Below are 26,216 nucleotides of genomic sequence, written 5' to 3' on the forward strand. Positions count from 1 at the left end.
CGGGCACCGCCGCCTTCACTTCCCGGCTGGCGTCACCGCCAGTCGACGACGATGCGGTTCAGCGGTGTTTCGAGAGCGAAGAGACCAGGAGTCTGCTCGATCGGCGGGGCGTTCAGGTCCTGGATCTCGAACCTTGCCTCACAGTCGCGGTACTCCCGGTCCCAGGTACGGATCGTCTCAGCGACCCGCGCGGTCAGCTCGTCACTGCCGGGGCCGTGGCCGATGACGCCGAACTCCCAGAGGTTGGCGCCCTCGGGGGTCTTCTGGTCCGACAGTCGTCGTGCGAGGTAGGTGATGGTGCCCTTGTCCACGGCCGCGGTGCACGACGGGTAGGGGTCGTCCGTAAGGACGGTCCCCTTGGCGTCCTTCGGGAACAGCATCCGGATCAGGCCGCTTGGCAGCGAGCAGGAGACGAACAGCTCCATCCATTCCGGCGACTCCATGGCGCGGACCATCATCCCGGTCCACTCCTCGGTGCGCGGCTGCTCCAGCACTCCGGCCAGGGCGTCTGCGTCGATGGGCTGCCCCGCGGGAGCCTGGAGTCGTACGGAGCCGTCCGTGCTGAGGGGGATGACGCGGCGGTCGTCGTCGGCGATGCCGCGCCGTAGCGGCATGAAGGTGTTCATCTTGCTGCTGACGCTGGTCCAGCGGCCGTCGCGCTGCTCGTAGGCGATCGAGCGGGACACGCTGCCCTTGAGGCGCTGGGGTACGACGAGCCGTCCGTCGGGGGCGAGTTGCTGCATCCAGGCGTGCGGGACGCCGTGCGCGCCGACGGTGGCGATGATCCGGTCGTACGGGGCTCCCTCGGGGTGCCCTTCCGCGCCATCGCGGGTCAGCGCCTTCACGTTGGTAAATCCTGCGGTGGCCAGGTGCGCGCGGGCTCCTTCCACCAGGTCTTCGTCGACGTCGATGGTCGTGACGCGGCCACTCGCGCCGACGAGGTGGGCGAGCAGAGCGGCGTTGTAGCCGGTGCCTGCGCCGAGTTCGAGGATGCGCTCGCTTGGCTGGGCGTCCAGTTGGTCCAGCATAAGGGCGACAACTCCCGGCTGTGAGGCGCAGGAGATCGACGTGCCGTCGGTGTCGTACTTGATGTTGACCGGCACATTGGCGTAGGCGTCTTCGAGCGCGGCATTGGGCACGAACACGTGGCGCGGCACGGTGCGCAGGGCGGTCTCGATCGCGGGCGTGCGGGCGTATCCGGATTCGCGGATCTTGTCGACCAGGGCGTTGCGGAGCCGCGCGGCGTCGGCCTCGGAAGTGGTGATCGTGTCGCTGTTCACCGTCCTGACGCTAGTGGTCTCGGGCGTGCCCTCGGTGGACGACGCGGTGTTCTCACTCGATCCCATGACTGCCTCTCGTGCGATGTTGAACAGGACGCTTTGGTCGTCCGACGGAAGACCTGCGCGGTTGGCGTGGAAGATCACGTGATGGGCAATGACAGCTCGCAGGCCGCGGGCGAGCCCACCCCCGGCGGCGAGGTAAGCGAGCGTCGTACCGGCCCTCTCGAAGGCGGCCACCCACTCGGCCTGCTCCCCGAGCGGGCCGGTCGGACGGCACAAGCTGCGAGTGTCGACAGTCATCAGCTTCTGCATCGCCGAGACCAAGGCGGCCGCTCGCTCCGGAGCAAGGGCTTCGGTCACCGGTCGGAACGCGGCGGCTTTCGCCCACACGTCGCCCTGCTCGAACCAGTCCACATTGCCAGCCCGCATCATGGCGCTGATCAGAAGGACGGCGGTCTCCCGGCGGCCCAACCGCCCGGTGCCAGGCTGGTAGGTGAGCAGGTGACGACTGTCCTCGTGGAACAGGTCGTGGGCGGTGTCCATGGCCCCTCTCCCGCCGAAAGCAGTGGTCTCCGGCTCGTAGGTGCCAGGCAGCCACGACTTGACCGTGCCGTCATCTACGAGGTCGCTCAGCAGTGACTCAACTAATGGGGACGGCCCGGCCGCCCGATACCGCAGTGGCCACGGCTGCTTGTTCATGAACCACCAGCCTTCGAGCTGTCCCTGCTCTTCGGCCGCAAGCAGGGTGGGGCCAAGGCGTTCGGTGATGGCGCGCTTGCCGGTCTCGCGGTCGGTGAAGGTGATGTTGTGCTGATGCCAGCTGTCCAGGGGCATAGCGGGGTCCTTTGATCAGGCGATGAGCAGGCAGGAATCCCAGGCGGATATGGGCGAAGTGGTGTTGGCAGGAGCCAGGAGTGCCAGGGCCACACCGGAGGCACCATCCAGGAACCCGGGCCCAGCTTTCTCGTCCTGAATGATCGTTCTCGCCACCTCTTCCGCGTCGGTGCCCGGCGGACAGGCCGTGCTCAGAAGCGACGGGATCGCCGCGCGGAGCTGACCCACCGTCGAAGGATGCGCGTCGTCGGCGGTCCGGGCCGCGACATGGGCGAGGCCGGCGAACCCGTGGCACAGGCCGTTGTCCGTGGTCGCCTTGAGCTGGGCGGAGTCCGTGAGAGCGGCGACAAGCGCAGCCTCCGCCTCAACCTGCTTGTCAGCATCGCCCAGTGCGAGCGCGGCGAGTTGCCGCGCTCGGGCCATGCCGGCTGTGCCATAGCACCAGGAAGGTCGCCGCGGCGCCGAGGGAGCAGGGCGGCCGGTGCGCAACTCATCCCGTGTGACCCAGTACGGCCAGGCGAGGCCAGGGCCGGTCTTGTCCTGCCAGCGATCCAGCCAGGCCAGAATCCTGCGGAGGGCTTCCCGGTAGCCACCGACGGTGATGCCGCGTCTCGCGGCGAGGGCCAGTAGCGCGAGCACGCCGCCGATGCCATGAGCCATACCGCTGTTGGCGTGCCCACCCGGAAAGCGTCCGTCGGGTCGACCGGAGGGTCCGGTCGATGTCCACCAGCCCGGGAGAACTTCGCCCTCGTGGACGATCGGCTCTGCTAGACGTACGCAGTAATCCAGGATGGAACGCACGTCGGCACCGGCGGGGTCGTGATGAAGGAAGTAGGCGCCGTAGCCCACCAGGCCCCGGATCGCGTCGAACTCGGCGAGGTCCAGCAGGCGTCCGGAGTCGGCACGCCGGTTCGCGGTCGCGAGGCGGCGGCGAACGTCGGTGGACATCTGACGGTGCAGGGAGTCCCGGGCGCGTAGATAGGCGTCCGGCAGTTGTTCGGCAGCACAGGCCAAGACGTGAGCGAGGGCAGGTGCGCCGTAGAAGGGGTGGCTGTCGGGTCCGCTGGTCAACGGCCCGCTTGCAGCAGCGGTGAGCCAGCCCTGGGCGCGCTGCCACGGGCCCAGGCCTGCTGCGGCTCGCTCAACGTGCAGCAGCGCGATCCCCAAGGGCCCGTAGGCGAGCTGCTGGCGGTCGGTGGTTGTGGTGCGCGGACTCACCGGGGCGGTATCGGGGTCGGCCAGGAGGTCGGCGACGGTGTCTGCGACCGCGACCGCGAGCGCGAGGTGGTGGGTCAACCTGTCCTCCGGGCCAGCCAGGCCATGGCGGCAGCGCGGGTGAGGTAGAGGCAGATCTCTTCCTCGGGGAAGTCGACCGCGATGTGCCGGACGAAGTGGACGTGCAGCAGCGAGGACAGGACATCGTCGGAGCGGATGCCGTGGGTGTCCCGGCCGGGGAGGTGGAGTCGGTAGGCGGCGAGGGCTGTGTCCCTGTCGGCCCACGCCTCCACGGTGGCTTGCCCACCGGGTACGTTGCGCAGCGTCGCCCAGTCGTTGGACGGGTCGGCCAGTCGTACGGTCTCGGTGAACTGCGGGCGCGGCACCGGGGCGGGCGCGGTGGAGGGGATGTGGGTGATCAGCCAACGCATCGCGGCCTCGGTGCTGCCGAGGAATGTGGTGGCGATGGCGATGGTGTGGGCCGCGACCAGCGCACGTCGGTGCGGACGTTGGCGCTGGGCGAGTTGGGCGACGACAGCCCGTGAGTCGGCACGGAACACCTCTTCGGCGGCGTCCCAGGCAAGACCGGAGCCCCAACGCCCCATCTCGCGGTAGGAGGTGGGGAAGCGCACGTCCGACAGCAGTCCGGCGGCGCGCAGCTCATTCGCCCAGGTGCCGACGGTGCGGGCTGTCCCGGCGAAGTCGTCGGGATCGGGCAGGGCGATGCGCAGCCGTAGGTGATGGTCGGGGTCGCGGAAGCGGATGAACCACCAGGGTGGTCCGCCTAGCCGTTCCAGCAGGTCAGGGATGTGCTGGGCGAGGAGGGTGTCCTGTCGGCGCAGGTCGCCGTAGAGGGTGGCTAGGAGAAGCGAGGAGAGGCCGGGCGTCTGGATCTGTGCCGGGGAGAGGGTCCGGGCTGGGGTGGGGGGCGGCAGCGCGGGCCAGGCCGGGGGCCTGGTTGCCTTGAGCGGTACGACGACCTCGTGCGCGCGGCCGCCGCACCAACCGTGGGCGTCGGCATCCGGGGCTTCCATCAGGACCGCCAAGGAGGCTCGGTTCAGGTGCTGGCGCAGCAGGGTTCGGTGTGCAGCCTGGTCAAGGTCGAGGAGCAGGCGTCGATCGCTCTCGGCCAGGTGGACGCGCTGCGGCATCCGCCGCCGAGTCCGCCAGTCCTCAAGGGCGGTGTCCCACTGAGCTTGCGGGCTGTCGCGTCCAGGCAGCTCCGCGGCTTCCAGCCGCCAACGGGCCGGGGCGAGCACCGTACGGCCGTAACGCAGCCGGGGCAGGAACGGCATCGCGCTCGCAGCGCCCCAGTCGAACAGGGTGACCTGCGCGCACTGGGCGCGAGATAACTCGGTGAGGAACCGGACCAGCGGTGGCGTGTGCTCCTTGAGGTTGAGCGCGTGCATCCCCACAGCCTCGATCCGCTGCCCGCGTTCAGGCGCGGCCAGGTACATGCGGCGACCGTCGCAGGCCACCGCCAGGTCGGCCGGGGCGAGCACGTCGCAGTTCGTGGCGCGATGCTCCTGGACGCTGATCACGATGGGCAGGACCTGCGGAGTGCGCGTGACGTGGGCGCTGGTGGGATGTAGCGGCGGGAAAGACAGCTGAGCAGCGACGGTGCCGGCGTCGGCGACCGGGAGGTCTGCGAGCTCTGCTGCCAGCCGTTCGCGGTCCTCGGGGGCTAGCACGCTGAGGAACCGGCCTATGGTGACGCCGACGCCTCGGGACACGCCTGCCACTTCCAGCCGGAACCGACCACTATGCAGTTCCTCGGCACTGGCAGCATGCACCCGGACACTGACCTCCACGTGCGGCGGCACCCTGGGGCGCTCCGGCCCCAGGTTCATGGCTGCGATCAATGCGTCGGTGAGGACCACTTCATCGCGCCCGTCCAGGACGGCGGCTTGCGCCAGCCGGACCAGGGTGTCGTCCCGCACCGAAACACGGGAGCGTCGCCCGTCAGCGGGGGCGCCCGGATACCCGTCGGGGAAGCCGGCACCGCTGTCGGCTACGACTTCGGTAAGTGGCACCATCGTGCCGATGCCGTACCGCTCGTAGAACCGCCGCTGGTAGGCCTTCCATGCTGCGGTCCCGTACGGCATGGCGCTGACCCGGGTCAGGACGTCGGCAGCACGTTCGGCCTCGCGGGCGACCTGTTCCGGCAGCTCGACCGCGGCGTCCAAGCGCAAGTCGAGCGCGAGGGGGTGGCGGCGCAGACCCGGGACCAGTGCGCGCATCCGCGCCGCGGCACGGGCCCGGCCGCTCCGGGAGCCGCAACCGCGCAGGTCCGCCTGCACGGCGCGCAGTTCGCGGACTGTGTCGGCGATCGGAACGATCGTGTCAGCGTTGGCGGTGTCGAGCTGGCCCAGCAGATGGTCCAGAGCGTCGGTCTCGGTGCTCGGTGCATTGAGGCTGGTGAGCAACACGTGGTTCTCGATCAGCCCCCGCACGAGTCGCTGCGCCCTTTCCGGACCTACCGCGGGGAAGTCCGCAGCCAGCTTGTCGGCGAGGACGCCGACACAGATGGGTTCGCGGGCTGCGTCCAGGATCACCCGCACCGGCTCGGTCAGGGCCATGGATGCCTCGACCGCCCGCCGCCGGTCGCTGTGGGTGTCGGACTCGTACGGCACCACGAGTTGTCCGCCACGTACGTGCGCGGTGTTGTTGAGGATCACCGGAAGGCGCTCCAGCAGTTCGGGGCACGACTCCAGCCGTTCGACAACGGCCATCAGCCACTCCGCGTTCGCCCGCGCGATGACCTTGTGGTCCGAACCCCACGTCGTCCCTGCCCGTGGCCCGATGGCAGCCGAGGTGACGCCAGCGAACAGGCCGAAGGGCGTCGCCCGCTGCTCGGCGCGCAGAAGGTAGCGGGCCACCGAGGCAGCGGCACGCCGCACATCCCGGTCGGCCGGAGCACCGGAGGAGCACAGGACCCTCACCTGGGAGGCGAGGATTGGGCTGGCATGCTCCAGCGCGTCGGCGACATCCTCTTCGGACCACACCTCGCGCAGCCACGCGAGACGGGCAGCCGCGCACTGGGGGAACGGGTCATCAAGATCAGGGCAGGGGGAAACGGGAAGTATCGGTCGAGCCACCGCGCGGAGGAGGGCGATCTTCCCGGCGCGGAACGCAGTGTTCCAAGTCATCACAACCTCCGTGATCCAGGCGGGCGGCCGGTGCCTGCGCACTGGGCGAAGACACCGGCCCGGGTTCCGAGCGCCTGGGGTCAGGCCACGTTGGTGGTGCAGGCGCCGCAGGTCGCGCCGCAGCCGTCGTCCGTCAGACTGACCAGACCGGCGGGGTCGCCGACCTCGACCAGGGTGACGTCCAGGTCGAACGGGTCACCGCCGGTCACCGAGGTGGGCTGGGCCTGCTGCTGAATCGCGTGGAGTTGCATGTGTTCTCCTTCTGAAATGCGCGGCCGAAGCCGCTCCTGGTCCGCCGCGAGGGCGGCTCAGACGGGACGGAGCCCCGCCGGCATGAACGAAGTCAGGCTCCGTTGGAGGTACAGGCCCCGGTCCCGCAGGTGGCCCCGCACCCTCCGTCGGAGTTGGCCAGAGCAGTGACAGGCTCTCCGACCTCGACCAGGGTGACGTCGAGGTCGAACGGGTCTCCGGGCGCGATGGCCGAAAAGGGTTGAGCGACATACATGGCGATTCCTCCTGGTCGAGTGGAGTGTTTGATCTACTCGAGGTGTTGCTGAGCAGCCGGTTCCTCTCGCCGGACGGCAGCCATGACGGCTGCTTGGGGCGGCTGACGGCTCCGGCCACCTCTCGCGCCGACCCAGTTGGGTCCCTGCGGAGAGGAGTTGATGCGGACTCAGTGCCTGTGAGGACGTTCCAGACCAGCCCCGACTTCCAGAAGGCGCGGTGGACTGCTGGAACTCGGAAGAAGGCGATCTGGATGACCGTCCCCGCGCAACGCGGGCGGGCAGCTGCACGGGGACGGCCGTTTTAGGGACGGAAGTGATTCACGTACTGGTAGGCAAGCCACCCGACGACCCCGAGGCAGACGGCACCCATGCCGGCGAACTGACCGAGACCGAAGCCGGTGTGGTAAAGCGCCTTGCTGTGATTGCGGCGGAGAGTCTTGAGCGGGTGCCGAACCCCGAAACGCATACGCGGTAGACGCTTCCTCTTCCGATGGACGCTCAACGGTTGCGCCTCCGCTTCGGCCCGAAGACCCCGAGGAGCCCAAACGCGACGAGGCCCCCGGCACCGACGAGAGTCACAGCGCGGCCTCCTCGTAAGTGAGCACGCGCTGGAGGCGAAGCAGTGTCGTCGCGCAGTGCGGAACGTGGAAGAGGTCGGGCGGGCGGACGCTCAGCTCATGCTTCTCGTCCAGTCTCGCGCGCGCCTTCTGCGGTGTTCGGACGGGAAGCGGCGCGGGTGAAGTATCGAGCTCAACTGCAATGATCCGAGGCGGAAGGTCGCGGTGTCCCTCAAACATCATCGTCCTTCTAAGGTTGGTAGGGCTGCGAACTCCGTGGGAATGAAGCTGCCGAGCAGGAGCTCATCCAGAGCCTCGTGAAGCGTCACGCGCCGCCCGTGCAGGCTGTGTACGGCTGACCCTTGTATTTGGAGTGGCATCGAAGGCTCCTCAAAGCTGATGGGCTCCCTGCGAGGCGTTAGCCGCCGATGACAGCCCCTCGTCACGACGGGCGTGAGGAGGTGTCACATAGGTAACCGCGTAGCCACCCGGACCAGACAGGCAATTCCGATCAGGCATTGCTGTCGCGCGACCGGAAATTTTTACCTTCGTAGGTGCTGAGGACCAGCATCGGCCACTACCGTGACCTGCATGACGGGGAACCCTCACCTGGCAGCTCGGCTCGCAAAGTTAGGGATGAAGCAGGCTGAGCTGGCCGATCGGCTCAACAAGCGTCTGGAAGCTCTGACAGGCCGCCCCGGCACGCTTACTGACCGCCACGTCCGGAACTGGTTAACCGGAAAAACTCGTTGGCCTCAGGCGAGACAGAGAGTCGCTCTCGAAGAAGAATTCGGGGTCTCAGCGGAAGAGTTGGGCTTTGTACCCACCGCTGCCACAGAGCGAGCACCATCGGAGGAATCAGTGCATCGACGGACCTTCGCGAAGGCCACAGCTTCCCTGACTGCTGCGGCCCTGTTCCCCGAGGCCCCGTCCACAGGTTCAGCGCGGATCGGCATGAGCGACGCCGACAGGTTGCAACGGAACTTCGCGGAACTGGTGAGGGCCGACAACGAGGGTGGCGCAGGCATCCGCCTTGAGACGCGAGCATTGGCTCACGCACAACACGCTCTCGACATACAGGCAGTAGGTCAAGCCGGCGCCCGGGTCCGGAAGAGGCTGTACTACCTGGCAGCAGCCTTCACCGGTACGGCGCTGTGGGCAGCAGTCGAAGCCCAGGAGCCGCAGCGTGCCCACGGTCATCTGAACAAGGCCATGACGCTCGCTGGCATGGCAGACAGCAGCGAGATGCAGATGCGGCTGTGGGGACACGCCGCACTTCTCTCCTACCAGCAGCTACACATTCACGACGCTGTAGCAGCCGCCGAAGCAGGCAGGCGAGCGTACATCTGCCGCCACGACACGCTCTTCCGCTCTCTGGCCAGTGCGCGCCTGGCCGGAATCCTCGCCGGAATGGGCGAAGGCTCCGCCGCCCACCGCACCCTGATCCAGGCAGAGAACTCCTACGAACGTGCCGACGTCGCAAAGCAGCGACCTGCGTGGATGTCCTTCTACGACCGCGCCGAGCTAGACGGATTGGCAGCCCTCGTCCTGGCCCGTCTGGGCCAGCACGCCGAGGCGGAAGCGCGACTGCACCAAACGCTCTCGCTTCTGCGCCCTGAGCTCCGCCGAAACCGCACGTACTACAGCATCAACCTGGCGCTCGCGCAGCTCGCTCAAGGAGAGGCTGACCAGGCCGTCGCTACGGCCCTCCCCCTACTTCCAGACAGGGGCCAGCCAGCGTTGTCTGGGCGGCACCTAGTACTAATGAAGAAGTTCAGCCGGGGACTCACCCACGTGGCCCCAGGGTCAGCATTCACGAGCGAGTGGCAGAACCGCTTCGCCGAAGGAGACAAACTGTGAGCACGGTCGATGTGAAGCACTACGTCGCTGCTGACCTTCCCGAGATCCGGCAGCACATCCTCGACATCCACGTCGAGGTCAGGCACCGCGACTTCGGTCTCACCGGACCGTTCTACGATGTCGAGCGATTCGACGAGCGGTTGTCGGCCTACTCATCCCGCCCCGGCTGGACCGCGGTTCTCGGCTACGAAGATGACCAGCCTGTCGGCTTCTGCTTCGGAACTACCCTGGCGCCAGACACGAAGTGGTGGCACAACATGCTCACCCCGCTCTCGACGGAGATGACCACCGAGTCCGGCAAGCGCACCGTCGCCCTCAACGAGATCGTCGTGCGCAAACCCTGGAGGGGCCGCAGCATCGCATGGCAGTTGCACGAAGCATGGCTCAGCCACCGCCAGGAAGAACGGGTGACCCTCTTGGTGAACCCGATAAACGGTGACGGTGCTGTGCAAGCCGTCTACGAAGCCTGGGGCTACCGCAAGCTCGGTGACCAGAAGCCCTTCCCCGATTCCCCCGTATTCTCCGTGATGCTGCGCCCTGTCAGGCAAGGCTAGTCAGAAGACGACGCCATGCTTGCATCCGGCCGCGGCCCGAAGCTGCGGCGACAGCGCGGGTGACTGATCGGCCAGTTCGCTGCCTCCTCGACGGTACGCAGCGACCGGTTGGCCTTGTCGGGGTCCTGGTGAGACGTCCATCCGCAGTCGAACCCGTCAAAGACCTCGACCATGCCAACACCGGCCTGCCGCGCTCGGTTGAGGGTGCCGGCGTTGTAGGCGACAGCCGACTTCGCCAAAGTCGCGGCCTCGGCCCAGGCCCGTACGGGGACGCGTGCCCTGTTCCGATAGACGACGTACGTCAGCTTGTGCGCAGCGGCCAGTCGGTCGGCGAGGTTCTTCGCGGCCTGCTTCGCGGTCATGCTGCCTGCGGCCAGCAACGGTACTTCGCGCCGGACCGCTTCCCGCGCAGCGCGGTAGAACTGGCTGGCCATCCGCTCGGCTTCCTCGGAGCGGCGCAGGACGTCGGCGTAGGAGTCTGCCGCAAGCGACTGGAGGGCGTCACGGTGAAACGTGGTCCAGGTGAATCTCATGCCCAGCGTCTCGGCAGCCATTCGTCCGCCCTCCTCGTACAGGTGAGGGAGCTGCCTGTGCACAAACTGCCGGGCCTCCTGATCTACCCGCCGTCGGAAGTCCCTGATCGCCTGCTTGAACTCGTCTAGCGTCGCCAGGGTGTAGGGCGTACGCGGGTTGTCCTCGAACTTGGCGATCACCTCCAGCTGCTTGGCTTCGAGGCGGTGCCATGCGTCCTCGAGTACAGCGGCAACCCTGCGCGCGATTTCGTTGGGGTCGCCCGGCACCAGCGGCGGCCACTCGTACGGCATGGCCGCCTACCTTGTGCGTCGGGACGGCAGAAGCGGCGCGGTGACCAGGTCGGCGCTGGCCTGTCCTGCCGCCGGGTCATCCGGGGCGACGAGTTCAGCGAGGCTTGCGATCTGACGTTCCAGTCCGCCGAGGTTGTTGCTCTGGTCGATGGTGACCACGCCGTCGACTGTCATGCGCAGCGGCTCGGCGAGCAGCTTGGCACGGCGCTCGGCGAGGATTTCGGCAGCGACGGCGCGGGTGCGTCCGAGACGGGTGTATCTGGCGACAAGGTCCTGCTCGTCTGTGGCGGTGCCGAGCTGCGCGCGCAGCCAGGCCAGGTGGATCGGGTCCATGTGCGCTCCGCTGGATGCGAGTTCCCCGCCCGCGCGTCGACGAGGGCACGGGCGGGCGGGAAGCAGGGTCAGGCTTCGCTCTCGACGGTCTTCTGCCGCCGCCCAGTGCCGGGGCGCGCCGGCTCCGGGCCAGCTTCCTCGATGGTCGCGATCTCCGGCTGCTCGCCGGCGAGACTGGGATCATCGAGCGTCACCGTCTCTGGATCCTCATCCCGCAGGCTCGGGTCATCGAGCGTCGGAGTATCCACCTCCCATGCGTCGGGATGGGTGATCAGTTCGGCGACGGCCTCGTCCGGCTCGTCTCCGGGCTGGAGGATCACCGGCTCGTGCCTCGTCGGGTGGATGAGGTGCACCGCGGTGCGCAGTCGGCGGCCCATCACAGCACCTTCGCCACGAGGTGAGCCCGCGGGTCGTGCATGACGGGCATCGCGGAAGCGTTGACCTTGGTCCAGATACGGATCGGGTCAGCATCGACGTCTCGGGTGACGACAATGCCCGGGGCTTCCTCCCGCTCGATCTCCGGGTTCTTCCCCGACGACAGGACGATCGAGTCAGCATTGAGTCCCCACTGCACGTTCGCCCACTTCTGGCGCTGCGGCGGAACGTAGATGTACCGGTCGTCAGGGATCGGCTTGGTCCACACGCCATCGACGCGCACCTGCCCCTTGTAGATGCGGACCGGCGGCAGGCCGTACTCGATTCGCACCGAGTTGACCTGGTCAGGGGTAAGCGAGGCGGTCGGCGTGGTAGACGGGTTCACCGACCGGTGGAAGGCCGCGCGGTAGGCATTGTTGGCTGCCCACGTGTTCACGACGCGGCGTGAGGTGAGAGCGAACTCGGGGCTCGGCGAGCCGATGTCCTCCAGGTACTGGAGCCACCCCAACTCGTCACGGATTGCGTCCGCCGTCGGGTCAGACCACAACTTCGGCGCCGTCGGCATGTTTTCGGCTGGCACGCTGAAGTCGACTTCGGTGATGAAGTTGTTCTCGTTGACGGTGAGCTTTCCGTCGAGCAGAACATCGGCTGCGGCCAGCTCGATACGGCCCTTGGTCGCCTCGACGTGCCGCTCGGTGTCGTTGTAGAGGTTCTTCACGAGGCGCTCGGCGTCAGCGCCGCGCTGCATCTCGTCGAGGATGATCTCCTGCTCGCTCACGGTGAGCTTCTGCGAGATGACGGGCAGACCGCCCTTGCGTGTGGTCTCCCACGCCTCTCGGGTCGCCAGCGGAGCCGAGGCATCGTACGCCCGGAACTTCGCCGCGTTCACGTAGCGGCCGGAGTCCGTGATTTCCCACAAGGTGCTCTGGCGCTTCAGAGCCGGGAAGACTGGGCTGTCGCCTGTGGTGAGCGTCCACTCGTCCGGTGTCGGCACAGTCCGGGCGAACACCGTCAGGTCGCGGGTGGTGGCGTCCTTGATCAGGTCCTGAAGAGACATGGTTCAACGGCTCCTTACACGTACCGGATCTGAGCGTTGGTGGTCGTCACGTCGGCAGGGTTGAAGCCTCCAGGGACCTTCGTCACGCGGACGGTGCCGTGCCACAGCAACGCGGCGGGAACTTTCGCCGCGGTCGGCGAGAACAGCGTCTCGGCCATGACGAAGCCGGCGAGGACCTGGCGGCCGTCGGCCGCGGCCTTGTCGAACGGCCCGTACAGGCCGGAGGCGGTGATCTTCCCGACCGGTACGCCGGACTTGAAGAGGCTGTAGGGCTGGCTGGTGTCGGTGGACGGCGTGTAGTGCACGCCGGACGTGAACTTGGCGATGTCGAGGGTGATGGTGTCGGTGTCGTCGGTGCCGTGTCGGCCGCCGAGCCACTCGATGTTCGCCGTGACGCTTCGCTGCGTCGTCATCGGCTGAAGCATGGTGAAGCCCCTCCCAGGGACGCGATGGCGGTATCCGCGCGCTCACCAATCGATGGCGCCGTCCACGGAGTTGGGAGGGGCGTGGTCCCCAGGTCCGGCCTTGTCCCGCCGGTGGGAATGAAGCCTTGGTCAGGTGGTGATGTAGCCGCGCTGCCTGGCCATGTCGAGTCCGGCAGAACCTGGCTTCGACGGCTGGCTGCCCCGTGCGGGCGGGCCGCCAGCGGGCGAGCCTCCCGGCGCGGGCGGCGCAGTTTCCCGCGCCTGACCGAACATCTGGGGGCGGCGCTCCTTCAGCTGCTCAGCGGCCGCTGTCACTGCCCCCTCGTCAGCGTCGGGCTGGTCGGCCAGTGCTCGATCGAGGAGGACCGCAGCGTCGGCCAGGTCCTCGCCACTCGCGCCGAGCCCGGAGAGCGCGGCGCGGCGTACCGCGGCGCGTTCTCGCGCGACGGCTTCGGCGAGACGCTGCTCTGCCTGCTGCTCCTTCTCAGCGGCAGCCTGCTCGCGGCGCTCGGCCTCGGACAGTGCGGCCTGATCCGCCTCGCGCTTCGTGGTGATGAACTCTGACAACGCCTCAGAGTTGTCGAAGCCCAGATCACCCAGGAGCTTCTTCACGGCGGCCCGGCCGCCCTGCGTCTTTTCCCGGGCCAGCAGCCGCGACAGGTCCTCCTGGGACACACCACCACCCTGGGGTGGACCGTCGTCGTTCGCGGGGTCCTCCGGCGAGGCGCCGAGGATCGGGTAGATCGGGCGGTTGTCGGCACGGTGGCCGATTGGCGCGAGCGGCGAGGGAAGCGAGCGGCGCGTCATGCGTGAACCATCCAGTAGTCTCCAACGCCCCCGCGCCGAAGATCAGTCTAGCTAGGGATCGCAATGGGGCGTTTCCAAATGCAGTTATGCCCCAGTCGACCACTTGACCGCTCTGGCCATCGGGCTTCCTCAGGCGAGCGCCATTCCTGCCGTCCACACCCCACGGAGTGAAGAAAACTGGCGGGATACCGGACCTGTTCAACAACAGGGCGATCTTGACCACCGTTTGAAGACCAACCGCCAACACCAGCCTGGGGCAACACGGTTCGGTCCAGCCACCAGGAGAGAACTCGTTGACCACTCCGCTCTACATATGTAGAGTTAGCGTCATGAAAACTCCGTTCCGCATCACGTCGGCAACGCTAGACGTGCTGGAAGCGTTTCTAGGGGTTCGGGAGGGTCTGCATGGCTTCGCTGTTGCGCAGGCTGCCGGCAGGCCGACTGGCAGCATCTATCCGATCCTGGCTCGAATGGAAGAAGCAGGCTGGCTGGCAAGTCACTGGGAGTTGGAGCATCCCGAACCCGGCCGTCCACGCCGACGCTTCTACACGCTGACACCCGACGGTATGACTGCCGCGCGAACCGTTGTGCTTGAGCGGCGCGGAAAGCTGCCAACTCCCGCAGGTGGGCAGCAAAATCGACCTGCCTTCGGCTTCACCATCCGCTGGGAGGCGGCCCGATGATCCTCGAGACGGTTCTGGCGATCATCCTCGGCTTGATCGTCAACGAGGCGTGCGATGTCTCCTCATACCTCGCCGAAAGGCTGCTGAAATGGGGCGCGCGGCGCATCCCGGGCGAGGGCAACGCCGAGCGATTTGAGGAGGAGTGGCTGGCGCTGCTTCAGGAAAGACCCGGCAAGCTCCTCAAGCTCACCTTCGCGTCGTGGCTAGTCATCCGTTCGACCGTCAGCTTGCGGGGCATCTATCGGCAGCACGGAGCACGGGACCGAAGCGCCGTCTCCTCGTCCCCTTGGCCAGTGGAGTCTCTCAGCGGTCTGCAGTTCGAAGAGATGGCTGTGACTCTGATTCTCCGCGACGGATTCAAGAAGCTGCGACTCGTCGGTGGACCGGGGGATATGGGTATCGATGTTGTCGCCATCGCGCCGGACGGCCGGACCGTAGGCTTCCAGTGCAAGAACTTCAGCGGTCGGCGACGTGTCGCGTCGCAGGTGCTTCAGCAAGTTGCAAGTCACCAACTTAGCTCGGAGATTGACGAGCTCGTTGTTGTCACCAACGGGTCCTTCTCGCCGCCGACACGTGACTTCGCGAAGGCTCACCGGATCCACACCATCGACGGACATACGTTCCAACAGTGGTTCAACGGCAGGCGATCCCTGAGCGAGATTCTTCGCGAGCGAAGGCGCTGACGAACGGCGCGGCCTGAGCAACACTGGTGTTGCTCAGGCCGGCCTATTGGGTTGCAAATGAGCGCCCAGCCGCCGATCGCCTCGGATGGATGGCCGGCGCTCATGGTCAGAACCGCACCGGCAGCGCGAACAGCCCCCTGGCACGCATGGATGGCCGCCAACGCAGCTCATCACGCGGCGCGTCCAGTTCTAGGTCCGGGAAGCGCCGGAGCAGCGTGGTCACTGCGATTTGTGTTTCCAGCCGTGCCAGAGGGGCGCCCACGCAGTAGTGGATGCCGTGCCCCAGGGCCAGGTGGCCACCGTCCCGCCTGTCGACATCCAGACGGTCAGGGTCGGGGAAACGGTCAGGGTCGCGGTTGGCGGAGGCCAGCGACAACATCACCGTCTCCCCGGCCGGGATCGTCACCCCGCCGATCTCCACGTCTTCGATGGGGAAACGGCGGATCGCGAGGAGCGCCGGGCCGTCGTAGCGGGCGAACTCCTCCACTGCGCCTTCGACCTTGGCCGGGTCGTCGCGAAGCGCGGCCAGTTGCTCCGGGTGGTCCAGAAGCGCCAGCACAGCGGTGCCGATGAGTTGCACCGTGTTCTCGTAACCGGCGAACAACATGAGGAACGCGAGTGACGTCAGCTCGTCCTCGCTGAGCTTGTCACCCTCGTCGCGCACGTTGATCAGATCCGTCAGCAGGTCGTTGCCAGGCGTACGGCACTTTTCGGCGATGAGTTGGGTGAAGTACGCCAGCATCGCGGGCACAGCATGCTTCGACGCGCCGGGGTTCTCGGGATCCGGGGCGACCAACGCATCGGTCCAGGCCCGAAAGTCCCGACGGGAGTGATGCGGCACACCCAGCAAGTCGCAGATGACGGTGATCGGCAGCGGCGCGGCGAACTCCGCGACGAGGTCGGCGTGCCCCCGGCCTGCCACATCGTCCAGCAGCTGATCGGCCAGAGCTTGGATCCCAGAGCGCATCTGCTCCACGCGGCCGGGTGTGAAGGCCTTGGTGACCAGCCGCCTGATGCGGGTGTGGTCGGGCGGGTCCATATTCAGCAAGTTAGCGTCGAGCGCCGGGGGCAGCGAGAATCCGCGGTAGTTGCCGGGAGCCCGATGCACTTTGTCCAAGGACAGCCGCGGGTCAGCCAGCAGGCGCCTTGCGTCCGCATAGCTGGTGACCACCCATACGGGCACCCCGTCTGGCCCGGTGATCCGGTGCACTGGCCCGGCTTCCCGTAGACGAGCGTAAGTGGCATGAGGGTCAGCAACCAGCGTGCTCAGATCAGGGATCTCGGTAGCCATGATCGCTAGCCTAGGCTGATCATCCTCAACCTCATCCGGTCACCCCTCAGCCGAGCCGGATGGTCCGCCAGCCTCGTCCGCTGCGGCTGACCGCACCCACCTGTTCGAGCCGTCTCAGCTGGTACTCGACCGAGCTCGGGCTGGAAAGACCGACCTGCTGCCCGATCTCTCGGATCGTGGGACCCTCGCCGTGATCGACGATCCACTCACGAATCACGCGCAGGATCTGAGCCTGGCGGTCGGTGATCTCGTTCACGTCTTGCCCGTTCGCATGAGTCCGCGCGCCTGACGGCGGAGCTCGGGTGCAGCCGCCGTCGACCTGCCCAGTCTGAAGTGGGATTCGTCGGCGGCTAGCTGGGACGAGAGCATGATCAAGCGACGCCGGAGCGTCGTGCTGCTGGCCTGGGCGGGCAGCTGGGCGAGGGCCTCATACGTGCGGATCCAGCCGGTCTGGGCCTGGAGCAGATTTTCGGGGAAGAGGTTTCGCGCCATGGCCAAATTAGACCACGTGTTCGATTTGCTTCGCACGCCGACCATCCCCATGCGGTGCTCACTGAACAGGCTGCCCTGGTCACCGAACCGAGCCTGCGGCGGGGAGGCGACAGGGCTCTGGACGGAAGGGATCGTGGCGAAGGTGATCCTGCGCCATTCGCCGTACGGGCTACTCAGGGGCGGTACGGTGTCGCCGACCAACCCTGGAGGAGAGCAGCATGGCGACTGGCAAGGTTAATTAAGTGGTTCAACGCGGAAAAGGGCTTCGGCTTCATCACGCAGGACGCCGGCGGCCCGGATGTGTTCGTTCACTTCTCCGCCATCCAGACCACCGGCTTTAAGGAGCTACACGAAGACGACCTGGTCGAGTACGACGTGACCCAAGGGCCCAAGGGTCCCCAGGCAGAAAACGTCACGAAGCGTTAGCCGGCACACGGGGCCGGATCATTGTCCGGCGCCCGTCAAGCACCGTGCTCACTGGCGGGAATCAGCGGAGCTTCGGGCAATTCGGGGTCCGCTGGGGGAAGCCCGAGGTACGCGCGTACAGCGGCGTTGTCGCCGGTGGCATCAGCCAAGCGGGAGGCCGCGTCGAAGGCGCGGGCTTGAATCAGCGTGATCTCTTTCTGCGCGTCTTCGATGGGGTATCCGGCGTCCTGGAGCATTCGTATGCCGGTCTCTGCTGACATGACCCCGGCGCCGACCGCCTTGACTACCTCGTCGAGAACGGCAGCCCGGTCGGTCGGGGTGTGCGGTCCCCACACCAGTCGCGCCACGAGCGATTCGCCCAGAGGCCAGTCCTTCGCCTGCCCGGCCTGGTGGAGGCGCTGCACCATGCGCAGCAGGACGGCGTACTTGTGAGCTCGAGCGAGACGCATCGACGCGACCAGTGTGTCTAGCGGACTCAGTGCGAGCTGTAGCGCGTACCCGGACGGCAAGGCGGTCGGGTCAAGGGTGCCCAGGCCGGCGGCGGTGAGGCGGCTGTTGGCAGCGATGCGGTCGAGGAGATGGTCGACGCGGGCGCGCAGCTCGGCAAGCTGCGCCGAGGTGTTGAGCACGTCCATGCGACCGCTGTCACTGAGCTGCCACACAGTTCCGGCCGCGACTTTCACAGGCAGCGGCTGGCCAGTGGTGCGATCGATGGGCAGGCGCGCGCCAGCGAGGCCGATGATCGGTGAGCCGGTGGTGGCGCTGGCCGCGGAGGAATCGGTGTCGGTGGCGGACAGTTCGTCGATGGCCTGAAGGACGGTGGCGAGAGTCGGTTTTCCCCAATGATCGCCCGAGTGGGGGATGTTGTTGGTGATGTGGATCAGGGGGATGAAGTCGCACCGAAGGTCTAGCCGGTCAAGGACTTCGCCGTCCGAGCGAACACGGAAAGTCGCCTTGTGTAGAGGGAGTTCGTAGAGCAGGTCCGAGTGCTTGAGCTGGTCCAGCTCCCATTCGGCGTCGGTGAGGTAGCAGGTGTAGGCAGACGGTCTGCCCGGCGCCCACGGGTACGAGCGAGTGATTGCACCGCTGCCGGGATGGACTGAGTCGCCGGGGGTGAGCACAGCCGATCCGTCCTCCGCGTACATGGCCTCTCGGAGGGGCCGACCGTCCTTCGCCTGTCCGAGGCGTGTGGCCGGGCCGATCGGCGCCAGTTCGTAGGTGATCCGGCGCAGCCTCGCCTTTGTGCCACGTCGAGTGTCCTCGGGTATCTCCCAGGCCAGGTGAACCCGGGAAGGGAAGTCGGCTGTGTCCTGGGCGCTGTCGTCCGGCCACTCAGGGAAGTACAGGCCCGGATCCCAAGTCCGGAGGATGACGCGTCCCTTGGCTGGTTCCCATGCCAGCGTGTAGACGGCGTCCCCGAGGAGGATTGCGGTGCGCTCGGCTTGCTGGAGGCGCAGCGGCAGCAGTTCCTTCTCTGCCCATGTCCGCAGCCGTTCCTGTACGGCGGCCGCCATGGTCTGGTCCGGCGCGGGCTCGCCGTCGGCGTGTTCCGCGCCGGGCACGGTGATCGTCTGCTCCGCGCCGAGCAGATACCCAAGCGCGGTGTCGACGAGCTTGCTGGAATCGCCAAGCTCGCGCCGCTCTTCGCCGGCTGAGTCGTCACCGGTGATCGCGGCGACCTGACCTGCTTGATTGGCGTCGTACGCCGCCAGCAGCCGGTAGGCGGACAGGCGCCGCAGGTCCTCGTCTGGCATCCAGGATGAGGTCAGCTCCGCCCAAGCGTTGCGGCCCGGTCGGCGCGGGTCGGCCATGACTGGCTTGTAGTCCAGCCAGCTCCAGACGTCAGTGATCAGCTCGCGCAGGCCCACGGCGCCCCTCCAGGCAGTCGGCCCCACGCCGCAGGAACAGCCTATGCGGCCGATGCACAACCCTGGGGCTTTCACGTCACTTCCCAGCCGCCTCAGGCACGGCCTCGTCGTAGCCGGGCATACCCGGAGGGGTCTGCTGCACGATCGGGTGCCACCGCGTCACATGACTCGCTGATCCGACGGCAGGAGCAGGGCAGTTTCCTCATCGGGCTGTTTCGGTACCGACGGACCGTTCAGCGTCGGCCGTCGAAGCGGTCGTCATCGATACCGGCGGGCAGGGTGTCGAGTTGGTCTGGATCTGCGAGTTCAGTCAACCCGTGCACGGCTGCGTCCATGCGGTCCGGGCTGTCCATTCCTTCGACCCAGGTCACCATCTGGTCCTCCAGCTCGGCGTACTCGCCAACGTGGTGGACGAGCTGCTGTTCGTAGAGCTGGGCTACCGGTGCGGCACGCAGGCGCTTTCCGACCTTGGCGGTCACCTCAAGGATCATCGGCATGAGCAGGCCATTTGTGACGCCTACGCGGCGTAGCTGCTCCCACGCCTGCATGACGATCTGGCGGGCCATGTCCCCGCCGTAGTTCTTCTCGACCACGATCGCGTCGGCCTTGAGTTCGAGCGCGAGGCGGCAAGCAGCCAGGCCCCAATCGTTGGCTCCCATGGAACCGGATCGGTCGGCGAGGACGTAGAGCTGCCGGTCGAAGTCCCGGCCGACGCCGATGACACCGGTCTCGTCGCCGACGGCGGACTCCCCGCCGGCGGGGTCGACGGCCACGACGATGCGCGCCATGTCGATGCCGGAGAACTGGACGGCGTTGATGCGAGCGGTGTCGATCCACTCGCGCTTCCAGACGCCTCCCTCGGGCGGACGTGGCTTCTGCATGTAGAGGGCACCCCAGACCCGTTCGCCGACCCGCTTGCGCGTGCGAGCGTGGTGGGCGGCATCGAATCGTTCGGTCCACAGTGGTTGGCCGAGGGACCGGCCAAGCGGATCGTCGGCGCTGTCGGCGAGGGCTGGCAGGTCAATGACGCGCCACGCGTCCCGCTCGGTGGCGAGGATACGTCCGGCAAGGTCGTCTTCGTGCCAGCGCGTCTGGATCAGGCAGATGGCACCGGTCGGTTCGAGGCGGGTCTGGAGTACGGAGGTCCACCAGTCCCAGGCGCGTTTGCGCATGGTTGGGCTGTCGGCGTCGGCCATGTCCTTGACCGGGTCGTCGACGATGGCGATATGGGCGCCGCGCCCGGTCAGGCCGCCGCCGATGCCGGCTGCGAGCAGTCCGCCTTCTCCGCCGAGGATGTCGAAGCGGTTGGCGGCCTGCGAGCCGGTCTTGAGCTGGATGCCGAGTTCGTCACCCCAGGTGTAGATGGCGTCTCTGATCCAGCGGCCGTGGTCGTCGGCGAGGTCGGCGGAGTAGCTGGCGATCATCATGCGGTGGCCAGGGTTGCGGCGCAGATACCAGAGGGGTGCCCAGCGTGAGGCGCGTCGGCTCTTGCCGTGCCGCGGGGGCATGGTGAGCATGACGCGGTCGCACCGACCTTCAGCCATGTCGATGAACGCTCGATCAATGAGGTCCAGGTGCGGTGCCTGCATCTCCCGTCCGCCGGTCAGCACGGCGGCGAGGGCACCCGGCGAACGGTCCATAGCCAGTCGGCGTTCGACTCGGGCCAGTCCGGCGCGCAGTGTCGGCGATGCGGCCCGAGCAATGGCGCGGCGCTGCTCTTGGGGGAGCGTCTTGTAGTGGGCGATGACGGTCGCGCGGTCGCGCGGTGTCATGCGCTGTCCGGATCGGTGAGGGCGATGAGGGCATCGAGTTCGTCGGCGATGACGTTCTCGACCTGGACCGGTCCGCTGGCCGGGCCGGACAGCTCTGTTCTGACCGGCATGTCGAGGCCGAGTAGCCGCGCACGGCGCTCCATGATCCGCAGGGTGCGGTCGATGGCGGCGAGGTCCTGGTCTCGGACGGCCTTCTTGTAGGCGACGAAGAACAGCCGGTCGAGCCGGTCAGCTTCCAGGGCCCGCAGCTCGTCCACGTCGTCGTTCAGCGCGGCACGGCGGTCGGCGAGGGCGGTGCGGACGTCCCGACAGGCGGCGTGGATCAGGGCCTCATCGGTGGGCGGCTCCTGGTTCTTGCGATACCGCTCGATGCCGTACCCCTGGGGGTAGGCGATGCCATCGGAGTTGGCGGTCGGGTCGGCGGCGAGCTTGCGGGCGATCGTCAGCCAGTCCACGCCGGCGAGTCGTAGGTCGATGGCGTCCGAGCGGCGGCGCGCGATGGCTGCACGCGCGGCTTTGTCGGGGCGTCCCACGGCGGGGTCCTCCACAGCTCGGGTGCGCCCCCGCGCCCGGTCCATGATCCCATTTCCGGCCCGTCGACGGCCTTCGACCGCTTCACTGTGGCGGCCATCGTGCAGCTGCCCTGCAAGTCCTATGCGTTGGTGGCGGGTTGGGAATGCGTAGCGGGGCCGGATGAAGGTCGTCCGGCCCCGCTCTGGTCACATCAGAGACATCTGTTCGCCCTCACCGGGCCTCTTGGGCGGTACGTATTCTGGCGGCGCGTCCGGGGCGCTGCGCTCGGTTCGCAACCACCACGCGAATTGGTAGTTGCGGCAGGTCCGGAAGCGGATCGAGTTCCGGCGCGGCTCGCCGTCGGGGATGCTGTGCTCGCCCCATCCCATGATGGGGCGAGCGTTGGTCAGCTGTACGTGGAGGCCAGGCACAAGGGCGGACCCTTCCCAGTGCTCTCCTGGTGCGCTCTCAAAGGCCAGGTGCGCGTTGTCACTCCACTTCCACGGGTTGGGCAGTGCGCACAGATACCAGGCCAGGGGCTGGTTGTGCTCGGGAAGGTCGACGGTCTGGTGCCGGCGACTGACGTCTACTCGGGGTCGGTCCGGTTGGCCGAAGCTGCGCAGGCAGTGCTGCTCGAGGGCTACGTGCCGCACGCCCGCCAGCCACATGATGTGGTACCGAGTTCGCGATTCAATTTGGACCTGTATTCGCTGCGGCATGCGCTCCCCATTCACCCACTCAAACGGCGAGAGATTCATTTCTCTCTACTACCAATTTTATCAAATTTCCCACCAATTCCAGATGCCTGTCATGTCGGAATCCATTCGGGTAAGGCATATTGAATTCCTCTTCGAATGCCTTCTCGTATTCCTCTTTGGGGAGGGGAATGGGGCGGCGGCAGGTGGCTTTGAGGTTGGAGCCGCTGAGGTCGCTGACCTGCACGTCCTCGAAGTAGCGGCGCAGTAGGGGCTCCAGCGTTTCGGGGGTGTGGAAGCGGAGCTTCTGCCACTTCCCTTTGACGAAGTTCATCTCCACGTTGTCCTCGTCGAGGAAGCTCATCTTCGTGGTGGCTGTCTGCGAGGTGACCCGCTTGGCCTGCTCGTCCCGGAGTTCACGGGCGAGGTTCCGGGTGCCGAGGCACACGACTCCGTCAGCCGCGCATAGGGCGTTGACGGTGGCCATCACCCAGTGCTGGTAGTCGAGAGAGGTGGTGGCGTTGATGACGGAGTCCAGAACCACTACGTCGTAGAGGCCGTTGGCCTGGATGTCCTTGTCGATTTCGCGGATCATGCCGACGACGGCGCGGATATCGACGGCGTACGAGCCGTCCCGGCAGCGGTAGGGCTCGTAGTCGTGGATGTTGAAGCCCTTGGCGCGCAGGTGCTTGGCGTAGTCGCCGTACCCGGCGCCGAAGTCCACGACCCTGTGTGAGGGCTTGAGCCACGGCGTGACCAGCTGGTCCCAGGTCTCGGAGCCGTAGGCGAGCTTCCCGGCCTTGGCCTTGGAGGAGAACTTGCGGAGCCGCTTGGGCTGCACGATGTGCTGGTTCCACACTGGGGCCTTGCTCTCGATGGCCGTCCAGTCGTATACGCCGTACTCGCCGGTGAGATCGGCGTGGAGCTGGGCGGCGTCGGCGGACGTCACGGTCCAGGCGAGGAGATCGAAACGGGAGATGGAGGCGACGACGGCGTATTCGGCGTTGAGGACGATGCGGCCCTGGTCGTCGATGACGACGCTGCCCCAGGGGCCGTGGCCGGCGGTCATGTGGCCGATGGCGTTGACGAAGGAGAGGTTCTTCCGTTCGGCCACGCGGATGGACTGCCACGGTATCCACGACCACTCGCCGATCACGCCGGGCTCGGCGTAGACGACGCTGGCCTCTGTCTCGACGCGGTTGTGCAGCAGGTTGAACTGGATCTCATCCTGGAGTCGGACCTTGGTGCCGAGTATGACCGCGGGTGTGTGCGTCAATCCGATGGCCTGGAGCCCTTTGGTTCTCTGGTGGCCGGCGACGAGCGTGCCGTCCGCGTTGAGGATGACCGGCTTGACGACGCCATGGCGACGCAACGACGCCTGGAGCCGGACGAATGCTTCCTCGCTGAGGCGGCGCGGGTTGTAGTCGGCGGGGCGCAGCTGGTCGAGCGGGTACGCCTCGTGGAAGGTGGTGGTGGGTGCGCTGCTCATGCGGGCTCGCCTTCCTGATGGGCCTGCTGGAGCACGTGCCAGCCGAAGCCGAGGTCGCTGTTGGTGTCGTCCACGAACTTCGTGTAGATCGCGTTGAGGGCTTCGACCTCTTCAGAGGTGATGCGGACGCGCTTAGACTCCCACTGGAGGTAGCCCCACTGGAGGTAGTCGACGGTGGCTGCGGCTCCGGTGCCCGCGCCGTCGGAGGTCAGTTCGAGGGTTTCGGGCAGGGATGTGTCGTCCAGGAGCCGGTCCACGCTCTCGCGGTCGTACCCGGTGCCAGCGAGGTCCGGGATCTCGGAGAGGACTTCGGCCAATAGACCGGTGTCGTATCCGGCGAGGTCGTTGGTCCGGTTGTCGACGATCACGATTCGGGCTGCCGCGTCGTCGTCGACGTCGACCCATGTGACGGCGATCTGATCCCAGCCGAGTTGCTGGGCGGCTGCGTGCGTGTGGTTGCCCGCCAGGATCTCATTCGGGCGTCCGGTGAGCGTGCCCTTGTTGACGACGATGGCCCTGTACTGACCGTTGACGGTCAGCGATTCCGCAATGGAGGGGATGTCGCCGCTGCGAGGGTTGCGGTAGTACGGCGCGAGGTCCCCGGTGGGGACGGCGAGCGGCAGCAGCTGTTCGGGGATATTAGCGGGCGTCGGGGTCACGTGGCGGTTCCCTCTGTGTAGGCCGTTCCCCGCGCCCTACGGTCGTCAACACTAGACGATCAGCTGGCGCCTGCCGTCAGTTGAATGAGCTGCGGTTGGCCGGAGCGGGAATGGTCGTCGGCAACTGCGGGCCCCTCTCGCCCGGCACCCGCCCCACGAGACCGGCGGTACGCCTCAGCGCGCGCTCGCTGATGGTTGGGGTTTGTGGTCTGCTCGGCCTGCCAGCCCGAGCCGCTGTCTGTTACGAAGGTGTGGCGTCGAGAGTTTCGATGCGGGCAGCGATGTTGTGGCGATGGGCCGAGGTGAGCCATGCAGCTTTGCTCTGTGTGTCCGGCTCGGAGTCGGTGGCGGGCTGGGCCTGCTTGATGTGGTCGAATCCGGTGCGTAGGCGGGCAGCTTCGCCCGCCGTGAGGGGGGTGCGCTCGGCGCGGTCGATGAGGTTGGGGATCTGGTCGGGGGTCACCGGTAGGTCCTTCATCGGCTTCTCCTGCGGAGCTGGAGGTGGATGACCCCTGCCACGACGAAGGCCGGGAGGTGTAGGACGAGACTGGCGTAGAGGAGGGGCCAGCCGAAGCCGGCCTTGGTGAGAGCCGACACTGCAACGGCGGAGGCAGCCACGAGAAGGGCGGCCACCGCATAGGCGGCGAGGCAGATTGCGGTCCTCACCGGTTGTTGCATCCGCAGATGCCGGAGGGGAGGCACCAGGAGTCGCAGGCCCGGCACCACTCGGCGCCCGGTACGGGCGGGGTGCGGTGGCTGGTCTGCGGTTCGGGCTGTTCGGGGTTCATCCTGCGTGTCTCCTGGTGCGTGATCGGCAAAGTGCTTGCTCGAAGATGGTGATGCGTTCGCTGATCTTTTCGGGGTCCGGCTTTGGCCTCAGGCGCTCAGGCAGTGGGCCGTCGCGTTCTTGGAGGAGGCGCAGGTACAGGTCGCGGTCTTCCGGGTCCCCTTTGAAGTCCTCTGCGTTCATGGCTCTCCTGAGTGCACGGGGACCCGCCCCCGGCGTGATGCGGGGGCGGGTCCGATCGTGATCGTGGATGTGGCGGCGCTCGGGGTGGCTCCGCTCCGGCGCGGAGCCGGTGCCTGGCGGATAGGGCGCGGGGGATTGGCCACCCGCCAGGCACCGAAGGGGATGCCGCATGCCACGGCGCGTGGGCGGGCCGGTTCCTCGGCTGCGGTCGTTCCCGCCAACAAGATAGACCGTATCACTCTTGAGTGTTGGGATCTATTTATAGAGGGGGTGAGTCCTCGCATCCGTAGCCACCAAAGGGAACCGTTCCATGAGCGGTCGGAGCGTCCGTGTAGAACAGGCCCTGCCGGACGGCTTGGGGCGTGGTGGTGAAGTCCTCGCACCTGAACAGGGGGCGGTTGATGCTGGAAGGAAGCGCGGCTCAGCCCGCAAGTTCCTACGCGCGGCCGCTCCAGTCTCGAGCGACCGCGCTGCTGGAACGGAACGACTGATGAGCTAGCGACCGTCAGGTGAGGTGGAATTGGTGCTCAATCGTTCGCCATTGTGCGGAATGCCCAGGATGGTCGAGATCGAAGGTCGTTCCCGATGCCGCAGCACCCCCGTCCGCGCTGACGGGCTGGAAGTTGCCGTGATACTCGCCGCCCCGACCTGGATTGCTGCGATCCCAGTCGATGGCGAAGAAGATGGCCGTGTCAGTCACGAAGCCACTTACGGAGCCATCCATGCCTGCTGTTTGCGCGCTTCCCGTCAGCGAGGCATTGGTGGCACGGGGCTCCACGGTACTTTGTTGAATGCCTGTCATTTGCACCGTGAACCCATTGGTCTGCTTGAATTTCCAGTTACCCCTTGCATCACGTACAGCCATGGCGATCGCCTCTCTGGAGTGAACTCACCCGAGC

Annotated in this window: 31 protein-coding genes; 6 read left to right on the forward strand and 25 right to left on the reverse strand. The window is 67.0% G+C overall.

Annotation, left to right across the window (positions count from 1 at the left end):
- Window positions 1–32: 32 nt before the first annotated feature.
- From fxlM to fxlA, 5 genes are all read right to left on the reverse strand, one after another.
- Entirely contained in the window at window positions 33–2,114 is a 2,082-nt protein-coding gene (gene fxlM, locus ACTWOL_RS11865) for a methyltransferase, FxLD system (protein ID WP_474296607.1), read from the reverse strand.
- 15 nt (window positions 2,115–2,129) lie between these two features.
- Entirely contained in the window at window positions 2,130–3,410 is a 1,281-nt protein-coding gene (locus ACTWOL_RS11870; RefSeq protein ID WP_474296608.1) for a lanthionine synthetase C family protein, read from the reverse strand.
- Complete coding sequence (locus ACTWOL_RS11875) at window positions 3,407–6,478, reverse strand: lantibiotic dehydratase (protein WP_474296610.1); 3,072 nt, start codon at window positions 6,476–6,478, stop codon at window positions 3,407–3,409. Before ACTWOL_RS11875 ends, ACTWOL_RS11870 begins: the two co-directional genes overlap by 4 nt.
- Before the next feature lie 80 nt (window positions 6,479–6,558).
- A complete protein-coding gene (locus ACTWOL_RS11880; RefSeq protein WP_474296611.1) occupies window positions 6,559–6,729 on the reverse strand; it encodes an FxLD family lanthipeptide in 171 nt (56 codons plus the stop codon).
- 92 nt (window positions 6,730–6,821) lie between these two features.
- Window positions 6,822–6,983 (reverse strand): FxLD family lanthipeptide, encoded by a 162-nt coding sequence (gene fxlA / locus ACTWOL_RS11885; protein ID WP_474296612.1) that lies wholly within the window; start codon window positions 6,981–6,983, stop codon window positions 6,822–6,824.
- Window positions 6,984–7,201: 218 nt separating this feature from the next.
- Here fxlA and ACTWOL_RS11890 point away from each other — a divergent pair, with 218 nt between their 5' ends.
- The 3 genes from ACTWOL_RS11890 (at window position 7,202) to ACTWOL_RS11900 (ending at window position 9,955) form a co-directional block, all read left to right on the forward strand.
- The gene (locus ACTWOL_RS11890) at window positions 7,202–7,459 is read left to right on the forward strand and encodes a hypothetical protein (RefSeq protein ID WP_474296613.1); all 258 of its coding nucleotides are present in this window, start codon (window positions 7,202–7,204) and stop codon (window positions 7,457–7,459) included.
- Between the two features lie 1,036 nt (window positions 7,460–8,495).
- The gene (locus tag ACTWOL_RS11895; protein ID WP_474296614.1) at window positions 8,496–9,401 is read left to right on the forward strand and encodes a hypothetical protein; all 906 of its coding nucleotides are present in this window, start codon (window positions 8,496–8,498) and stop codon (window positions 9,399–9,401) included.
- Window positions 9,398–9,955, forward strand: a complete 558-nt coding sequence (locus ACTWOL_RS11900) for a GNAT family N-acetyltransferase (RefSeq protein WP_474296616.1) — start codon at window positions 9,398–9,400, stop codon at window positions 9,953–9,955. The genes ACTWOL_RS11895 and ACTWOL_RS11900 overlap by 4 nt, the downstream gene beginning before the upstream one ends.
- Here the strand turns inward: ACTWOL_RS11900 and ACTWOL_RS11905 are convergent.
- From ACTWOL_RS11905 to ACTWOL_RS11930, 6 genes are all read right to left on the reverse strand, one after another.
- Entirely contained in the window at window positions 9,952–10,779 is an 828-nt protein-coding gene (locus tag ACTWOL_RS11905; RefSeq protein ID WP_474296617.1) for a hypothetical protein, read from the reverse strand. The genes ACTWOL_RS11900 and ACTWOL_RS11905 overlap by 4 nt on opposite strands.
- Before the next feature lie 6 nt (window positions 10,780–10,785).
- On the reverse strand, window positions 10,786–11,112 hold the full coding sequence (locus tag ACTWOL_RS11910) for a hypothetical protein (protein ID WP_474296618.1): 327 nt from the start codon (window positions 11,110–11,112) through the stop codon (window positions 10,786–10,788).
- A gap of 68 nt (window positions 11,113–11,180) precedes the next feature.
- Window positions 11,181–11,489 (reverse strand): hypothetical protein, encoded by a 309-nt coding sequence (locus ACTWOL_RS11915; protein WP_474296619.1) that lies wholly within the window; start codon window positions 11,487–11,489, stop codon window positions 11,181–11,183.
- The gene (locus ACTWOL_RS11920; protein ID WP_474296620.1) at window positions 11,489–12,544 is read right to left on the reverse strand and encodes a major capsid protein; all 1,056 of its coding nucleotides are present in this window, start codon (window positions 12,542–12,544) and stop codon (window positions 11,489–11,491) included. The genes ACTWOL_RS11915 and ACTWOL_RS11920 overlap by 1 nt, the downstream gene beginning before the upstream one ends.
- Before the next feature lie 14 nt (window positions 12,545–12,558).
- Complete coding sequence (locus tag ACTWOL_RS11925) at window positions 12,559–12,957, reverse strand: hypothetical protein (RefSeq protein WP_474296621.1); 399 nt, start codon at window positions 12,955–12,957, stop codon at window positions 12,559–12,561.
- Between the two features lie 141 nt (window positions 12,958–13,098).
- On the reverse strand, window positions 13,099–13,776 hold the full coding sequence (locus ACTWOL_RS11930) for a hypothetical protein (protein ID WP_474296622.1): 678 nt from the start codon (window positions 13,774–13,776) through the stop codon (window positions 13,099–13,101).
- 329 nt (window positions 13,777–14,105) lie between these two features.
- On the opposite strand from ACTWOL_RS11930, the gene ACTWOL_RS11935 reads away from it, so the two are divergent.
- Window positions 14,106–14,459 (forward strand): PadR family transcriptional regulator, encoded by a 354-nt coding sequence (locus ACTWOL_RS11935; protein ID WP_474296623.1) that lies wholly within the window; start codon window positions 14,106–14,108, stop codon window positions 14,457–14,459.
- Window positions 14,456–15,142, forward strand: a complete 687-nt coding sequence (locus ACTWOL_RS11940) for a restriction endonuclease (protein WP_474296624.1) — start codon at window positions 14,456–14,458, stop codon at window positions 15,140–15,142. Before ACTWOL_RS11935 ends, ACTWOL_RS11940 begins: the two co-directional genes overlap by 4 nt.
- 106 nt (window positions 15,143–15,248) lie before the next feature.
- Here ACTWOL_RS11940 and ACTWOL_RS11945 read toward each other — a convergent pair whose 3' ends face one another.
- The 3 genes from ACTWOL_RS11945 to ACTWOL_RS11955 are packed head-to-tail and all read right to left on the reverse strand — an operon-like array spanning window position 15,249 to window position 16,925.
- On the reverse strand, window positions 15,249–16,433 hold the full coding sequence (locus tag ACTWOL_RS11945; RefSeq protein WP_474296625.1) for a cytochrome P450 family protein: 1,185 nt from the start codon (window positions 16,431–16,433) through the stop codon (window positions 15,249–15,251).
- A 46-nt stretch (window positions 16,434–16,479) separates the two neighbouring features.
- Complete coding sequence (locus ACTWOL_RS11950) at window positions 16,480–16,689, reverse strand: LexA family protein (RefSeq protein ID WP_474296626.1); 210 nt, start codon at window positions 16,687–16,689, stop codon at window positions 16,480–16,482.
- Window positions 16,686–16,925 carry a hypothetical protein gene (locus tag ACTWOL_RS11955; RefSeq protein ID WP_474296627.1) on the reverse strand — a complete coding sequence of 80 codons (240 nt, stop codon included), beginning with the start codon at window positions 16,923–16,925 and terminating at the stop codon, window positions 16,686–16,688. Before ACTWOL_RS11955 ends, ACTWOL_RS11950 begins: the two co-directional genes overlap by 4 nt.
- Before the next feature lie 225 nt (window positions 16,926–17,150).
- Here ACTWOL_RS11955 and ACTWOL_RS11960 point away from each other — a divergent pair, with 225 nt between their 5' ends.
- The gene (locus tag ACTWOL_RS11960; RefSeq protein ID WP_474301145.1) at window positions 17,151–17,351 is read left to right on the forward strand and encodes a cold-shock protein; all 201 of its coding nucleotides are present in this window, start codon (window positions 17,151–17,153) and stop codon (window positions 17,349–17,351) included.
- A gap of 35 nt (window positions 17,352–17,386) precedes the next feature.
- Here the strand turns inward: ACTWOL_RS11960 and ACTWOL_RS11965 are convergent, their stop codons facing one another.
- The 11 genes from ACTWOL_RS11965 to ACTWOL_RS12015 form a co-directional block, all read right to left on the reverse strand.
- A complete protein-coding gene (locus ACTWOL_RS11965; protein WP_474296628.1) occupies window positions 17,387–19,219 on the reverse strand; it encodes a phage portal protein in 1,833 nt (610 codons plus the stop codon).
- A 233-nt stretch (window positions 19,220–19,452) separates the two neighbouring features.
- Window positions 19,453–20,991 carry a terminase large subunit domain-containing protein gene (locus ACTWOL_RS11970; protein ID WP_474296629.1) on the reverse strand — a complete coding sequence of 513 codons (1,539 nt, stop codon included), beginning with the start codon at window positions 20,989–20,991 and terminating at the stop codon, window positions 19,453–19,455.
- Window positions 20,988–21,524, reverse strand: coding sequence for a hypothetical protein (locus ACTWOL_RS11975; protein ID WP_474296630.1), 537 nt, complete (start codon window positions 21,522–21,524; stop codon window positions 20,988–20,990). Before ACTWOL_RS11975 ends, ACTWOL_RS11970 begins: the two co-directional genes overlap by 4 nt.
- A 186-nt stretch (window positions 21,525–21,710) precedes the next feature.
- The gene (locus tag ACTWOL_RS11980; protein ID WP_474296631.1) at window positions 21,711–22,262 is read right to left on the reverse strand and encodes a hypothetical protein; all 552 of its coding nucleotides are present in this window, start codon (window positions 22,260–22,262) and stop codon (window positions 21,711–21,713) included.
- On the reverse strand, window positions 22,243–23,688 hold the full coding sequence (locus tag ACTWOL_RS11985; protein ID WP_474296632.1) for a methyltransferase domain-containing protein: 1,446 nt from the start codon (window positions 23,686–23,688) through the stop codon (window positions 22,243–22,245). Before ACTWOL_RS11985 ends, ACTWOL_RS11980 begins: the two co-directional genes overlap by 20 nt.
- On the reverse strand, window positions 23,685–24,347 hold the full coding sequence (locus tag ACTWOL_RS11990; RefSeq protein WP_474296633.1) for a ParB N-terminal domain-containing protein: 663 nt from the start codon (window positions 24,345–24,347) through the stop codon (window positions 23,685–23,687). Before ACTWOL_RS11990 ends, ACTWOL_RS11985 begins: the two co-directional genes overlap by 4 nt.
- A 241-nt stretch (window positions 24,348–24,588) precedes the next feature.
- A complete protein-coding gene (locus ACTWOL_RS11995; protein ID WP_474296634.1) occupies window positions 24,589–24,825 on the reverse strand; it encodes a hypothetical protein in 237 nt (78 codons plus the stop codon).
- Window positions 24,822–25,013: a hypothetical protein gene (locus ACTWOL_RS12000; protein ID WP_474296635.1), complete on the reverse strand. Its 192-nt coding sequence runs from the start codon at window positions 25,011–25,013 to the stop codon at window positions 24,822–24,824. The genes ACTWOL_RS11995 and ACTWOL_RS12000 overlap by 4 nt, the downstream gene beginning before the upstream one ends.
- Window positions 25,010–25,135: a hypothetical protein gene (locus ACTWOL_RS12005; RefSeq protein ID WP_474296636.1), complete on the reverse strand. Its 126-nt coding sequence runs from the start codon at window positions 25,133–25,135 to the stop codon at window positions 25,010–25,012. The genes ACTWOL_RS12000 and ACTWOL_RS12005 overlap by 4 nt, the downstream gene beginning before the upstream one ends.
- The gene (locus ACTWOL_RS12010; RefSeq protein WP_474296637.1) at window positions 25,132–25,317 is read right to left on the reverse strand and encodes a hypothetical protein; all 186 of its coding nucleotides are present in this window, start codon (window positions 25,315–25,317) and stop codon (window positions 25,132–25,134) included. The genes ACTWOL_RS12005 and ACTWOL_RS12010 overlap by 4 nt, the downstream gene beginning before the upstream one ends.
- Window positions 25,318–25,822: 505 nt before the next feature.
- On the reverse strand, window positions 25,823–26,182 hold the full coding sequence (locus ACTWOL_RS12015; protein WP_474296638.1) for a hypothetical protein: 360 nt from the start codon (window positions 26,180–26,182) through the stop codon (window positions 25,823–25,825).
- Window positions 26,183–26,216: the final 34 nt, after the last annotated feature.

It is taken from the genome of Micromonospora sp. IBHARD003 (assembly GCF_056106285.1).